The following is a 15,104-nucleotide window of genomic DNA, read 5'->3' as shown; positions in this document are numbered from 1 at the left end:
GGGGCAAATATAACGTCACTGTTTTACATACCCATTATTGGATTAATGCTTTAACCAGTAGAGGGTTGTGGATAACCTGCAAAGCTTTAAAAAGTATCGTCTCTCATAAAATGGATGATAGCTTGGCTTTAACCAATGTCTTAGGCTCAACATCATCGAGAAAAAGCTCGGCACCTGTTTGCTACGATCATTTTCAATGACAGTTTGCGCTAATGAGCGCAGCAGACCATAGCGATGAAAACTTTTGGGTTGAGTATCTTGTTGTGTTAACTTCTTGAAGCATTGATAGATAGCGAAAGTAAAGCCTGGTGCTACCGCTGTCATGATGATTTGGCGTTGCAAGTAGGCAAAGATTTTATTTTCTTCGCCGCATAAGTGCATATATAAATCAAAAGCAACACTACGATGCTCAACTTCTTCTGCCAGATGCCAGGTCATCAGATCAGACATCATTTCGTCCGCGGTTTTATTTTGCCAAGGTTGGTCATCCAGACACCAGGTACCTAACATGGTGGTAAAATGTTCAACGGCAGCGGCGATACCCACGCGAATGGTCAGCCATCGATATTCCAGATTCTTGGACAGTGTCAGGCCTAAAGGTGCGGTATTCAGTTGCTTGGCGATCGTATCTAAGGACCCAATAAATTCATCGATTTCATAGTCATAATGTCTTAAATAGTCTTGCGCCACTTTATGAGCTGCCGCGTGATGGGCTTCCTGATGTACAAAGCCTTTGACATCGGCACGAAGTTTCTCATCTGTGACATAAGGCAGTGCCTGATTAAAGGTACGGCACACCCATAACTCGCCAACCGGTAAAATCAAGTGCACTGCATTGATTATATGGGTGGAAAATGGATTGACATAAATCCAGTGTTCGGGGGAAGACTAAAATCATAATGAAGAAATTTAACTTCCTGTGCCATGGCTGTTATTTTTGGCACATATAGCCTAAGACTTGGCACTTAAAGACGGTAGATGGATGGATAGAAGCGGTTATTTCAGGTATATCATCCGGTCTTGCTCTGATTAAAACGATGTTGCAGCACCGCAGTCATTTGCTCCACCAGTTGAGCCACCGGTCCTTCTTTATCCCAAGCATAGAGCGAAACCGTCATCGGGCTGGCCTTGCCCAATGCAAGATATTCACGTACCCGATAGCCTTGGGGGGTTGCAACAGGCAGCAGTGACAGGCCTAGTCCGGTTTCAACGCCCACCAGTACGCTGGCGAGACTATTACTGGTAAAGGCAATATACCAGTGACGCCGTTCACGTTCGATCTGCTCAAACATATCTTCGCGATACAGCCCACCTTGTGGAAAGGTCACCAGTGGCAGGGGATCAGACCAGTTCCCGCCATGATCGATACTTTCAAACCATGCCATTTGCTCTGGAAAAGTCGCATGACGATCCGCACTGGCAATGGCTTCTTTCACAATCACCAGATCAAATTGTCCACTTCGATAGCCTTCCATCAGATCCCGACTCAGTCCAGCGGTCACATCTAGCCGAATACTACGATGCTGTTTGCTAAATGCACTTAATGCCAGCGCCATGTCGGTATTCATAATATCTTCCGGCAAACCAATATGAATCGGGATGGTGCCAGTCGGATCACCGAGCACATTCTGAGCCTCTTGCTGCAGTGCCAGAATGCGTCGGGCATAACTAATCAGGTATTCACCTGCGCTGGTCAGTTGCATTGGCCGGGCATGACGATCAATCAGCTGCTTTCCTGTAGCTTGTTCCAGCCTTGCCAGTTGCTGGCTAACCGTTGATTGCGTCATGTGCAAGCGTTCGGCCGCGAGAGTAAAACTACCTGTTTCAATAATCGTGACAAAAGCACGGAGTAAACGTGGATCGAACATGGCCGTCACTCATTGATGGGAATTTTTTAAGATTTAAACATTACCTGGGTATTCATTATCTTAATACATTTGATTCAATAATTTAATTTTTAAATAGTAGGGAATCTCGCTATGCTCAACTTATAAATGGGTTGACTGGAAGGATAGCAATGACGCAACCAACAGGGGTGTCCCGATCTTTGCTGTATTTCTGTTGTTGCTTTGGAGGAAGTCGATGAAAAAGTCCTTAATCGCTGCTGCTTTGGTGATGACATTATCCGCCTGTGGTAATGCCAGCTCAGGAGATACGATGCAAAATAATGCTTTACATCAGGCGGCAGCACAAAATGATGTGGCGCGAATCAAGCAACTCTTGTCTACAAGTCCAGACATTGATGTGCGTGACTCATCAGGTGCAACCGCGTTAATGATTGCTACACGCGCCAACCATATTCAGGCGGCACAGGCATTGATCAAGGCGGGAGCTGATGTCAATGCCAAGGATGATATTCAGGACAGTCCTTATCTCTATGCTGGTGCAAGAGGGCATTTAGAGATCTTGAACATGACTTTGCAACATGGTGCAGACCTGAAAAGTACCAATCGTTATGGCGGCACAGCCTTGATTCCTGCGGCTGAACGGGGACATGTAGACACGGTAAAAACCCTGATTGCGGCTAGTGTGGATGTGGATCATGTCAATCATTTGGGCTGGACGGCATTACTGGAAGCCATCATGCTGGGCAATGGCGACACGCGATATCAGCAAATCGTCGAGCTGTTGATTAAGGCAGGGGCCAATGTCAATCTGGCTGATCGTGATGGCGTAACGCCATTGGCTCATGCTCAGGCACGCGGTTATAAGCAGATTGAAAATGCATTATTGGCTGCTGGTGCAAAATAAAACCGAGAGGGATAAACATGGATCAACATACAGATTTTCTGCGTCAGGCGATTGAACTTGCTTATCAGAATAGTGAGGCGGGTGGCCGTCCATTCGGGGCGGTGATTGTCAAAGATGGCGTGGTCATTGCGACCGGTGTGAATCAGATTCTCAGCAGCAATGATCCCACTGCGCATGCAGAGTTACAGGCCATCCGTGCAGCCAGCAAACAGCTGAACTCGGCCAATCTGGAAGGATGTTCGGTGTTTGCCAGTGGACATCCCTGTCCGATGTGTATGGCTGCCATACGTATGGCAGGTATACAAGCCGTGACTTATGCCTACTCAAATGAAGCGGGTGAACCCTTTGGCTTATCTACTGCCGCAATTTATGCCGACCTGGCCAAGCCTTTTGCTGAGCAGTCGATGCAGATTCGCTATGTTCCTGTACGGCTGGAGCACAAGCCCGATTTGTATGCATACTGGAAATCACTGGCCTGAATCATGCTGACTTCTCCTCAACATCGTCCGTTACTCATCGCGACCGTGGCACTGGTCGGGCTAAATTTGCGGCCTTTTATGACCAGTATCGGGCCGGTCACGAATTCGATAAGAACGGGAACTGGCCTGAGTTTGCAAGGCATCGCCTTACTCACCTTGGTGCCGATGCTGCTGATGGGCATCATTGCTTTCGTTGGACCGGCGATACAAAGTGCCTTGGGTGAACGTAAGGTCATTCTGACGGCTTTAGCAATTATCTGTCTCGGCTGTACATTACGTTTTATCAGTCCGAATGGCGGATTCCTGATTCTGACCGCGGCCATTATTGGCTTTGGTGTGGCGATGGTACAGGCCAGTTTTCCGAGCATGATCAAAAGAGAATTTGCGGATCATCTGGGGCCGATGATGGGACTGTATTCAGCCATGTTGATGGGTGGTGGCGCTGTGGGCGCCTTGATTGCTCCTCTGATAACCGGCATGACCGGAAACTGGAAAATTGGTTTATCTGTGTTTAGCTTGCCTGCAATGGCTGCATTTGTACTGGCTGGTTGTTTTTTAGCTCGACCTGCAAAATCTCAGTACACCCTGCCATCGGTTGGCGTGTTTATGAAACAGCCACGGACATGGTTATTAATTTTTTGTTTTGGACTGATTAATGGCGGCTATAGCTCGATCGTGGCATGGCTGGCGCCGGCCTATCAGGAGCTGGGCTGGAGTGCGACCGCGAGCGGTAATCTGATGGCGCTACTGACACTGAGTCAGGCTGCGGCAGCGCTGCTGTTGCCTTATTTATCCCGAAGCAATCAGGATCGCCGTCTCTGGATTGCTTTAACCCTGATCATGCAATTGCTTGGATTTGCAGGTCTGGCTTTTATGCCCGAATCTTTGCCTTATTTTTGGGTGGTGAGTTTAGGCGCAGGCTTGGGGGGCTGTTTTGCCTTGCTGATGATTGTGGTACTTGATCATCTGGCTGATCCTGCCCATGCCGGACAGCTTTCCGCCTTGATGCAGGGCGGCGGATTTTTGCTTGCAGCGCTTGCGCCTTGGCTGCTTGCAGTATTTCATGGCGTTACAGGTCATTATACGCTCGGCTGGATCTGGCACTTTGCCATGGTCGTGGTGGTGGCCATATTGGTGATCAGGCTCAACCCAACACATTACGGTAAAGCCATCCGCTTGACCCAATAAATCTGCAGCGGCTGAACAAAGGGAAACGTCTTTTTGAGCAGCAGCGTGTGCAGTACTTAACAGGGAAGTTTAAAAAAATAAATAGAATGTGACAATTATGGTCATCTATAGACAGAACTGTATAGACATTAAATCGTTTTTTTGAGTAAAATATGGCAAATTTAATGAAATGTTCTATAAAAAATGCTGAACAATATTTTTCAGGCTCTGGAAAGTTTAGGCCTTACAGCACAAAAACGTGCCATTCATATTCAGTTTTCGAATCAAAATTTAAATACCCAAGTTTTCCTGCAACGCATAGATGGTCAGCATGCGCTGAATGCCGGTTTTAAGGCTGAGCTGATCTGCCTGTCGACCAATGCCAGCATTCCCCTGAAACAGTTCATCGGCAGCCTAGCCGCCATTGATACCGTCACCGATCAGGGGCAACTCAGCCGTGTCACAGGCATTATCACGCAAGCCTTGCAAGGCCAGTCTGACGGTAGTTTAACCCTCTATAAACTCACTTTAGAAGATCCAACGGCTCTGTGGAAACAACGCCGTAACAGCCGTGTGTTTATGAACAAGAGTGTACGTGATGTAGTGGAAGTCGTCTTCAAAGAATGGCAACAAAAAAGCCCCTTATTTGCTTCCAGTCTAACGCTGGACCTCAGTGGACTCAGTCAGGACTACGATGTCCGACCATTCGTGATGCAGTCCAATGAGAGCGACTATGACTTTCTTACCCGTTTGCTACGTAGCGAAGGCATCAACTGGCTGGTGGATGAAGCAGAAAGAACCGTTCCACAAAGTAGTGCTGCGATTCAGCCACAAAAACTGCGTTTGATTGATGACAATAGCCAGTACCAGGCTTTAGAGCGTCGCCAGATCCGTTATCACCGCAGCAGTGCCACCGAACAATACGACAGCATGACCAGTCTGGTCGGACAGCGCTCTCTACAACCGAGCAGCGTACATGTACAACGCTGGCAAGCTGATGCACTGGAACAGGAAGACGGTGCAGGCAGTGTCCAAAGCACGCATAAGCACAGTGAACAACATGACAATGCCAGTCTCGGTCTGGAACAGGCCTGGCATTTTTCACCGGCATGGATGCAAGACCTGAATGGTGAAGATGGTGCAACCTCATCGGGCAATGCCCAGATAGAAAAGCTCAATCAGAACCTGGGACAATATTACGATCTGCAATCCAAACAGTTTGTGGCGAAGACCACCGTCCGTGACACCCATGTCGGTTACTGGTTTGAACTGGCAGAACACCCTGAAATTGATCAACACGATGGCAGTGATAAAGAATTCCTGATCACAGGCAAACACTTCTACAACCAGAACAACTTGCCTAAAGATCTACAGCAGCAGATTCATCAGCTATTGGCCCAAAGTAACTGGCAGATAAAAGAGAGTGACGAACGCCAAGCCAACCAACTGATCCTGCAACGCCGCAATATCAAAACCGTTCCTGAATTTAACCCATTACAACACCGTCCAGCCGCTTCACCACAACGCGCCAAAGTAGTTGGCCCAAGCGGCGAAGAAATCCATGTGGATGAATGGGGCCGGATCAAAGTCCGTTTCCTGTTTACCCGTAGTGAAGACCACAGTCACGATGGTGGTGCAGGGGCCAATGACAACGACACTGATTCAGCCTGGGTCGATGTACTGACCCCTTGGGCTGGAGAAGGCTATGGCGCACGCTTCCTGCCGCGTATCGATGAAATCGTGGTGATCGACTTCTTTGATGGCAACATTGATCGACCATTTGTGGTCGGACGCATTCATGAAGCACAACGCAGCCCGACCAAGTTCGACAATACAGGCAAGCTGCCAGATACCAAAAAACTGGCCGGGATCAAGTCCAAAGAATATCAGGGCGAAGGCTTTAACCAGTTACGTTTTGATGACACCACCGGACAGATCAGCGCTCAGTTGCAAAGCAGCCATGCTGCCAGCCAACTCAACTTAGGTAAACTGAGTCATCCCAAAGACAAGGCAGAAAGCGAAGACCGCGGTGAAGGCTTTGAACTGCGTACCGATCAATGGGGTGCAGTACGAGCTGGAGAAGGTCTACTCGTTTCCACGCACAAACAGGATCAAGCCCAAGGCGAACATCTGGATGCACAGCCTGCTAAACAGCAGCTGGAAGGCAACCAAAGCAATGCCAAAGCCTTAAGTGAAGTGGCCAAGAACCAGCAGACCGATGAAATTGAATCAGTTGATCAACTCAAAGAATTTGCAGAGCAGATTCAAGAGAAGATTGCGCAATTTAAAAAATCATTATTATTGCTGAACTCACCTGCGGGTATTGGTTTAAGTAGCAATGAAGATATTCATTTATCTGCAGATGGGCAGATCAACCAGTTTGCCGGTGATAGTATCAATCTGAGCACGCAAAAAAATCTGGTAGCTCATGTCAGTGGTAAAGCGAGCCTGTTTGCCGCACAGAATGGAATTAAACAGGTGGCTGCCAAAGGTAAGTTTGAAGTCCAAGCCCAATCGGATGGCATGGATTTACTGGCCAAACAAGGCATTCATATTATTTCAACCGAAGATCGGATTGAAATTACCAGCCCCAAAGAAATTGTGATTACTGCCGGTGGTTCCCAGATCAAGCTGAATGGTTCGGGGATTTTCCCTGTGACCAGTGGCAAGTTTGAGGTGAAGGCTGGGCAGCATTTGTTTATGGGTGGGGCAAAAGCAGCATATGAACTTCCAATATTACCAAGTTCAGACTTTGATTTAGTTCAAAAAAGTATGAAATTCGATCTAAGTCAATTGGATATGTTATCTGATTTTTCTCAATCAAAATATAGAATTTATAAGAATAATGGGGCTTTCCACGAAGGGTTTCTAGATGCAAAAGGTCGAACAAAAAGAATTTCATCTTCTGAGATGGAAGAATTGGAATTGATTATCGAACATCCTGATTTTGTTGTCGAAGAAGAATTTTTCGTAGAACCAAATGATAATTTGGAGAACTGAAGTTGGCTAAACTAAATTTCCGCATCACATTTTTTTATTTGGGTTTTAAAGAAGTTGTCCCTAATCTTGAGTATAGGATTCAAACGAGTAATGATATTATTAAATTGACACCTGAATTACAAAAAAAATGGGTAGTCCCTACGATAACGCCTCCCCAATTCATGAGAGCAACAAATAAGAAAGGCGAGACAGAACCTTTTAAAGTGAGTGGAGTGTGCACCATTGAAGTTTATGTGAAAGGAACACCAACATCATATAACCAATGGACATTGATTAAAAAAATACACGTCAATGAAAATTATCTTCATATGAAAAGTATTGAATATGCTTTAAGAGTGCAAATTCCTTTTAGTAAGTTTGGGAAAGCTGTTACAGCCGATAAGGGGACTTCTAATCATCAGTCTGACTATTACCAAGTACAGTCAGGAGATACTTTAAAAACAATTGCTCAGAAATTTAAAAAAGATATCCAAGTGCTGATGAGCAATAATGATATAAAAGACCAGAATAAAATTAAAGTTGGACAAAAAATTTATATTGGAGATGCTGTAAAAAAAGAAAAAATATCAATTAAATCAAGTAATCCAAATGATTTTGTAGATATTGTCTATGAAGTTAAGGCCGGGGATACGCTATCGAGTTTAGCAAGAAAGTTTAAAGTCAATCCTAGTCTGATTGCTATGCAGAATAATATTCCTTTGTCTGATATGAATACACTTCCAGTTGGAAAAATTTTAAAAGTAAAAAATAATCGAGATCGCTATATTCCTGAAATTCTAAAAAAAGAGTTGATGTTTTCAAAAGAAAAAGGTTTAGCAATCACACAGTATCAAGCCAAAGAACCCTCTGCGAAACAAATATTTATAACTTTTAGTGGAGCATTATATTTTATTGGAAGTGCGTTAGATATTGGGATTGCTTATGATGATAACGGAGACTGGATGTTATTTGTTTCTGTTGGTGTAAGTGGTGAAGTTGACCCAAGTAAAGTCCCTCATTTAGCCAATGGTGGAAATATAAATGAATTATCGCAATTGCTAAAAGATGAAAAAAAGCTTAAAGAAAGCTTAAAGAAAGATGTGAGTGTTTCTATGGGAAGCACAACGCTGAATGTGAAAGCCAAGCATGTTTCTGACCTGACTGGTAGTGGGCTAACTTTAACCAATACGCTAAACGTAGGTGCTTACTCAATCAGTCGGACAAATAGTTATGCCACAGTAGATGATGTTGATAGCCATGGAAATGCTGTAAAAAGGGATGTAAGAGGACAAGGTTTTACGGCAGGTGCTGCTTTAGAAACGAAAAAAGCAAAGCAAATGGTTAGTAGTAAACCTTTTGGAATAACTCATTCTGTTGCAAAATCATATACCATCCCTATTTTACTATATGATCGAAATGAGCGCCTAATAAAGGGCAAAGGAAAAGGTATTGAATATGTGGATTAAGACTAAAAATAGTGTAACGTTATTTGTTCTAGCTTTCTTCTTGTCTTCGTCTCTTTTGGTTGCTTGTGGTAATTCCACAAATACAGCGAAACCCCAAAATCATAGTAGCCAACAAGAGGTTGATACTTTATTTAAAAAGGCTGAAGTTTTATTTGAGGAAGATAAAAATCTTGAAGCTTACAAAATATTTAAGCAACTTGCAGAGCAAGGTGATGCTAAATCTCAAAATGTTTTAGGGAGTGGTTATCAACATGGTTTTTGGGGCGAGATTGATCTAAAACAAGCTAAATATTGGTATCAAAAGTCAGCAGATCAAGGTTTTAGAGAAGCTATTTATAATATAGGAGCGCTTGATTTCTTAAATGGTAAACATAAAGAAGCTTTACCATATTTTGAGAAATCAGCAAAAATGAATGATCCAAATGCTTTAAATATGCTAGGTATTTATTATAGTAATGGAATTCTCTTTGATCAAGATTATGACAAAGCATTAGAGTATTTTCGTAAATCAGCCGACCAACAAAATCGTGATGCTGAGTTCAATGTTGGACAAGCTTATTATTACGGTGAAGGAGTTGAACAGGACTATAACAAAGCTTTTGTATGGATTAATAAATCGGCAAATCAAGATTATAGTCTAGCGAAAATTCAATTAGCGGAAATGTACTTTAGCGGTAAAGGTGTTAATAAAAATGTAGCGAAAGCTGTTGAAATTATTAAGCCTTTGGCAGAGTTAGGTGATCCAAAAGCACAGCAAAACTTGAAGTGGTATATTGATCATCCAAATTAAAGTAATAGATGTGAATAGTTAAAATTTTTGAAAAAATGAGTGACTCAAAATATTTTAGATATTTATTCTTAGGTTGATTTAACTGGTAAAAAGCGGATTATCTAGATCCGCTTTATATTCGGCTGGATAAAACAGGATTCCTTAAAATGAAATTTTTGTTTACTACATCAATATTGGCGATAACCTTAACAGGTTGTGATGTACAAGCTAATAAAGTTAGCGGGGAAAGCCAAGGTGTTAACCTAGATTTGTCTAAAATTGATAACGTTGTAAAAAGTAAAGAAAATAATGAGAAAATAAAATATTTTAATGCTTTATTGGTTGAGGCTGAAAATAATAATCCTATTGCGCAAAATTTAGTGGGGGTGGTTTTTGAAAATGGATATTTAAATCAAAAGAAGGATATTAAAAAATCAATCTATTGGTATGAGAAGGCAATAAAAAATAATAACGGGGTGGCTGAAAATAATATGGGGAGTTTGTATGCTCATGGTAATGGAGTTAAGCAAGACTATGAGAAGGCTTATACCTACTATAAGAGTGCAATGAGTAAAAATGTACCTGAGGCTATTAATTCAATCGGCTTTATGTATTTTAATGGTTTCTATCTTGAAAAAAATCTAAAAAAAGCATGTGAATATTATGAGAAATCAGCAAATTTAGACTATGGTTTAGGAGCTGCAAATACTGCTAATTGTTATTATGAAGGTTGGGGAGGTATAAAAGATAAGCATAAGTATTTTAATTATTCTCTAAAAGCTGCTGAAAAAAATTATGCACTGTCACAATTTAATGTTGCTGTTATGTATAAAAAAGGAGAAGTTGTTGATAAGTCAATTGAAAAATCTGTGTATTGGTATAAAAAAGCAATAGAGAATAGTGAACCTCGTGCTGCTTATAATTTGGCGTCGTTATATGAAAAAGGTGACGGAGTAAAACAAGATTTTGATCTTGCGTATGCCTATTACACTTTAGCAAAAGAGTTTGGATTGGATGTCGCTCAAAAAAAATTAGTGGAACTAGATAGTAAAGTAGTTAAAGAAAATATTCGGATTTTAAAAAATGGAGATAGTATACAAATCGCAGTAGATGATCCTTCTGGCAAGTGGGAAATTATGGATGAAGAGGATTATTTGAAAAATAAAAGATAAATATTGTATCTGATTAAATATAAGACTTGTCTTAATAATACTTAGCTTAAATTTTATTTACTAATAGTTCTTATATCTATTTATACAGTAAAGAAAGTAATTGGGTTTTAGTTTTTTAATTTTTCAAATCTATGGATTATTAATTATTGATCCATATAGACGTTTCTCTAAAAAGCATTTTGATAGAGATCCGATTGTCGAAATAGATTTGATGTCTAAGGATTAATTATGTTTGATTTTAAAAAAATAGTTTTTATTTTTACAGTTTTCATTCTTGTTTTTAGTAGTGCTTGTAATTCAAAAAGTACTAGTGGTATTTCTGAAGCTGAAAAAAAAGAATATGTTTCTAAATATCAAGCTGAAATGGATAGTGAGAACTATAAAGATGCTTTTAGTATACTTGAAAAATTAGTTGAAAAAAATGATGATTTTGCAAAGAATGAAATGGGGTTTTTTTATGAGAAGGGTATATTTGTTGAAAAAGATATAAAGAAGGCAATAAAATTTTATGCTGAAGCGGGTAATAATAATTATGTACCTGCAATGTACAATATTAGTAGATTGAAACTAGAGGATGGGAATTCGGCTGAAGCTTTGTCTATATTAAAAAAAATAGAAAGTGATAATTATGCGCCAGCTATTAATCTTTTGGGTATCATGTATAATAATGGGGATTATGTTGATAAAGATTTAAATAAGGCTTTTTTATATTACAAAAAAGCAGCTGATTTGGGAAACCCTGATGCTAAATTCAACTTAGGGCAAATGTATTTTTATGGTGAGGGAGTTAAACAAGACTATAAAAAGTCTTTCTATTGGTATGATGAGTCTGCAAAGCAAAATTATGATTTTGCAAAAATTCAGTTGGCAACATCATATTATAAGGGGTATGGTGTGGAGAAAAATGTTGAGAAAGCTATAAATGTTATTAGTGAAATGGCTAAAAATGGTGATCCAGACGCAATTTATAATATTAGACTTTACTATAAATCTATGGGTGATAATGGGGAATATGAATATTGGGATGTTAAGTGTAAAGGAACTATAGGTTGTGAATAATATTTTATATTAAAAATAAAATTAATTACTCAGTATCAACTAGATGGGAAAAATTAACTAAGTTGATACTGAGGTGGTTATTAATTACATAAGAAAAATTGATCAAATATCTTACTAAACTGAAATGGTATTAGCTGGAGGAGCTGCGGGTGCAATTTTAAGCAAGCGTCTACTTGGATTTTTAGGTATTACGCCTCATGCTAAAGTTGGGCAGTTAATTATAACTGTAGCAGGATTAGGTGGTGCTACTGGTTCAAGTATGTTTGTGGATAAAGCACTATATCAAAGTATGGGATTGTGTAAATAATGGGTTTTAATTTTTTATCTTTATTTTTAGTATATTATTGTTTTTGGTAAGTTGTTTATATTCTTATAATTTTATGAATAAAAATAAGTTTATAGAATTGAATTTTCCTAAAATCAATGGAAAAAAATACTCATTTTATGAGATTTTTGAAATACAATCTCTGTTATTTTCTTTTTTATTCATTATAATATTTTCTATAAGAAAAGTGGGCGCCTCCCAGTTTATGATGATAAACATAATGTAGTAATGAATAACTTTTCTAAAGATGAGTTGATTGAATTTGTTAATAATAATTACATTTTTTTAAAAAAATATTCTTTGATTTTTTTTATTTCTGGGGTGTTATTTGTTGGATTATTAACTTATTTCTTTATTTTTAAGTATTAATTTTTGTAATTTTAGTATTTTTTAATGGGTGTGGGTTTTATAAATTTTATTTTTGTTAAGTTGTTGTAATAAAAATAAGGTGAAGTAAAAGGTGTCGAATATGTGGATTAAGACTAAAAAGAATGTTTTGTTAATTGTTCTGACTTTGTTTTTATCTTCATTTACTTTAGTGGCTTGTGGTAATTCTACAAACACAGCAAAGCAGGAAGCTAACAATAGCCAACAAAACGTTAATTCTTTATTTGAAAAAGCACAAAATTTATTCGACGATGATAAACCCCAAGAAGCATATAACATTTTAAATAGGCTTGCTGAGCAGGGAGACGCTAAGTCTCAAAACTCTTTAGGTAATGGCTATCAACATGGTTTTTGGGGCGAAATTGATCTAAAACAAGCTAAGTATTGGTATCAAAAAGCAGCAGATCAAAATTATGCGGGAGGCATCTATAATTTAGGTATCTTAGAATTTTTACAAGGAAATTATAAACAGGCTTTACCGTATTTTGAAAAAGCTGCAAATATGAATAATGCTGATTCCATCAATATGGTAGGAATTTATCATCAAGAAGGAATAGTTTTTGAACAAAATTATAAAAAGGCACTTTCATATTTTTCTCACGCTATAGATATTGATGCGGATAATGCAAGTGCTTTATTTAATATTGGACAAGCTTATTACTATGGAGAAGGGGTCAAGCAAGACTATAAAAAAGCTTTTGTATGGCTTACCAAATCTGCAAATCAAGATTATAGTCTAGCGCAGATTCAATTGGCGGAGATGTACTTTAGTGGTAAAGGTGTCAATAAAAATGTTGCGAAAGCTGTTGAAATTATTAAGCCCTTAGCAGAGTTAGGTGACCCAAAAGCGCAACAAAACTTGAAATGGTATATTGATCATCCAAATTAATGTAATCAAGATGATCTTAATCTCAAATGGGGAATTATGAATGAAGAGGTATAAAAAATTATGAAAAGTAAATTTTTTACTTTGTTGTTTTTATCATCCTTAATTGGGGGATGTGGTAGTGTAAATGCTAATAAGAGTAATCATAATGATCAGATCAATAGTGATGATGTTCAGATAGGGAATGCATATGAGGAATTAAAAATGATTGCAGAAAATGGTAATCAAGTTATTCAGGAGTTATTGTTAAAATGTTATGAAGAGAGTTTAAATGGTTCTCAAACCACTTATAGAATTTATAAAGAGGGAAAAGTTATTTATTGAGGGGTTCTAGATTGTAAAGGAACACCTAAACCTAGTTTTACAAAAAATAATGAAACAGATGATGACTTAGAAATTTTTATAGAGCATGAACTAATAGTTGAAGAAGAAACATATTTAGGACCTAAAAATGAGTAATTCTCATCTTAAGTTTTATTGGGACTGTTCTAAATTTTGTGTAAGTACTTAATTTTCATTTATCCTTCAGAGGATAATTACAAAAGGTACTTCACATGGATGAAGCAACAATCAAAAGTATGGCTGCCGAATTGGCTAAAGGTCTAAAAACACCAGAAGACTTAAACCAAATGACAGCAGTCTTTAAAAAATTCATGATTGAAACTGCACTCAATACTGAACTTTCAGACCATCTCGGTTATGAAAAGCATCAGCCCAAGAAAGGCTCAAATAGCCGTAATGGGTTTAGTTCTAAAACCATTACAACTCAAGATGGACAACTGGCTTTAGATATTCCCCGTGATCGAGAAGGTTCATTTGAGCCACAAATTATCAAAAAGCACCAAACACGCATCACCAGTATGGATGACCAAATCCTCTCACTGTATGCAAAAGGAATGACTAATAGGGAAATTGTAGCCTTCTTCAAAGAAATGTACGATGCCGATGTGTCAGCATCTCTCATCAGCAAAGTTACCGATGCTGTGATTGAGCAAGTGACTGAGTGGCAAAATAGAGCCTTAGATAGCCTTTATCCTGTTGTCTATCTTGACTGTATTGTTGTCAAAGTCCGTCAGCACTCCAATGTGATTAACAAGTCCGTATACCTTGCTTTAGGCATCAATATGGATGGGCAAAAAGAATTACTGGGTATGTGGATTGCTCAGACAGAAGGTGCCAAATTCTGGCTGTCAGTCATGACAGAGCTAAAAAATCGAGGAGTACAGGACATTCTTGTTGCCTGTGTAGATGGATTAAAAGGCTTTCCTGACGCGATAGCCTCTGTTTACCCTCATACTGATATTCAACTGTGTATTGTGCATGTTGTACGCAATAGCCTGAGATTTGTAAGCTGGAAAGACTACAAGGCTGTTACGTCGGGTCTGAAAGCGATTTATCAGGCAAGTACAGAGGAAAATGCTTTAAAGTCCCTAGACATCTTCTGTGATCAATGGAATCACCAGTATCCCAAAATTGGAGAATCCTGGCGGGCCAATTGGGAAAATATCCGAACGATCTTTAGCTATCCAGCCGAAATACGTCATGCTATTTATACAACAAATGCGATTGAGTCGTTGAATAGCGTAATACGCCATTCAACGAAGAAAAGGAAAATCTTTTCATCTGATGACTCAGTAAAGAAGGTCATTTACTTAGCAACATCA

Annotated in this window: 13 protein-coding genes and 1 pseudogene; 12 read left to right on the top strand and 2 right to left on the bottom strand. The window is 39.4% G+C overall.

Features of this window, described 5'->3' with window-relative positions; translation table 11 throughout:
• Window positions 1–34: 34 nt before the first annotated feature.
• A pseudogene (locus ACINWC323_RS01040) lies at window positions 35–885 on the bottom strand (metal-dependent hydrolase); the annotation flags it as partial.
• 125 nt (window positions 886–1,010) lie between these two features.
• Window positions 1,011–1,868, bottom strand: coding sequence for a LysR family transcriptional regulator (locus tag ACINWC323_RS01045; protein ID WP_009515917.1), 858 nt, complete (start codon window positions 1,866–1,868; stop codon window positions 1,011–1,013).
• Window positions 1,869–2,082: 214 nt separating this feature from the next.
• Between ACINWC323_RS01045 and ACINWC323_RS01050 the strand changes: the two genes are divergently transcribed.
• The 12 genes from ACINWC323_RS01050 to ACINWC323_RS01100 all read left to right on the top strand — a co-directional run.
• Entirely contained in the window at window positions 2,083–2,751 is a 669-nt protein-coding gene (locus tag ACINWC323_RS01050; protein WP_009515897.1) for an ankyrin repeat domain-containing protein, read from the top strand.
• Window positions 2,752–2,768: 17 nt separating this feature from the next.
• Window positions 2,769–3,230, top strand: a complete 462-nt coding sequence (locus tag ACINWC323_RS01055; RefSeq protein ID WP_009515881.1) for a nucleoside deaminase — start codon at window positions 2,769–2,771, stop codon at window positions 3,228–3,230.
• A gap of 3 nt (window positions 3,231–3,233) precedes the next feature.
• The gene (locus ACINWC323_RS01060) at window positions 3,234–4,418 is read left to right on the top strand and encodes a cyanate transporter (RefSeq protein ID WP_009516024.1); all 1,185 of its coding nucleotides are present in this window, start codon (window positions 3,234–3,236) and stop codon (window positions 4,416–4,418) included.
• A 183-nt stretch (window positions 4,419–4,601) separates the two neighbouring features.
• The gene (locus tag ACINWC323_RS01065; protein ID WP_009515915.1) at window positions 4,602–7,397 is read left to right on the top strand and encodes a type VI secretion system Vgr family protein; all 2,796 of its coding nucleotides are present in this window, start codon (window positions 4,602–4,604) and stop codon (window positions 7,395–7,397) included.
• A gap of 2 nt (window positions 7,398–7,399) precedes the next feature.
• Window positions 7,400–8,842, top strand: coding sequence for a LysM peptidoglycan-binding domain-containing protein (locus tag ACINWC323_RS01070; protein WP_032881775.1), 1,443 nt, complete (start codon window positions 7,400–7,402; stop codon window positions 8,840–8,842).
• On the top strand, window positions 8,832–9,632 hold the full coding sequence (locus tag ACINWC323_RS01075; protein WP_009516019.1) for a tetratricopeptide repeat protein: 801 nt from the start codon (window positions 8,832–8,834) through the stop codon (window positions 9,630–9,632). Before ACINWC323_RS01070 ends, ACINWC323_RS01075 begins: the two co-directional genes overlap by 11 nt.
• Before the next feature lie 146 nt (window positions 9,633–9,778).
• A complete protein-coding gene (locus tag ACINWC323_RS01080) occupies window positions 9,779–10,783 on the top strand; it encodes a tetratricopeptide repeat protein (protein ID WP_009516018.1) in 1,005 nt (334 codons plus the stop codon).
• A gap of 228 nt (window positions 10,784–11,011) precedes the next feature.
• Window positions 11,012–11,842, top strand: coding sequence for a tetratricopeptide repeat protein (locus ACINWC323_RS01085; protein WP_009516012.1), 831 nt, complete (start codon window positions 11,012–11,014; stop codon window positions 11,840–11,842).
• 124 nt (window positions 11,843–11,966) lie between these two features.
• The gene (locus ACINWC323_RS01090) at window positions 11,967–12,149 is read left to right on the top strand and encodes a hypothetical protein (RefSeq protein WP_009515955.1); all 183 of its coding nucleotides are present in this window, start codon (window positions 11,967–11,969) and stop codon (window positions 12,147–12,149) included.
• Between the two features lie 487 nt (window positions 12,150–12,636).
• A complete protein-coding gene (locus ACINWC323_RS01095) occupies window positions 12,637–13,443 on the top strand; it encodes a tetratricopeptide repeat protein (RefSeq protein WP_009515885.1) in 807 nt (268 codons plus the stop codon).
• 60 nt (window positions 13,444–13,503) lie between these two features.
• Window positions 13,504–13,764: a hypothetical protein gene (locus ACINWC323_RS0119420; RefSeq protein ID WP_249364872.1), complete on the top strand. Its 261-nt coding sequence runs from the start codon at window positions 13,504–13,506 to the stop codon at window positions 13,762–13,764.
• A 230-nt stretch (window positions 13,765–13,994) separates the two neighbouring features.
• Window positions 13,995–15,104 (top strand): IS256-like element ISAba26 family transposase (locus tag ACINWC323_RS01100; protein ID WP_009506471.1); only part of this gene is annotated, 1,110 nt, incomplete at its 3' end.

Source organism: Acinetobacter sp. WC-323, from assembly GCF_000314615.1.
In the GTDB taxonomy this organism is placed as follows: Bacteria; Pseudomonadota; Gammaproteobacteria; order Pseudomonadales; family Moraxellaceae; genus Acinetobacter; species Acinetobacter courvalinii.
The sequence above is the reverse complement of the archived record's forward strand: the minus strand, read 5'-3'. Positions and strand labels throughout refer to the sequence as shown.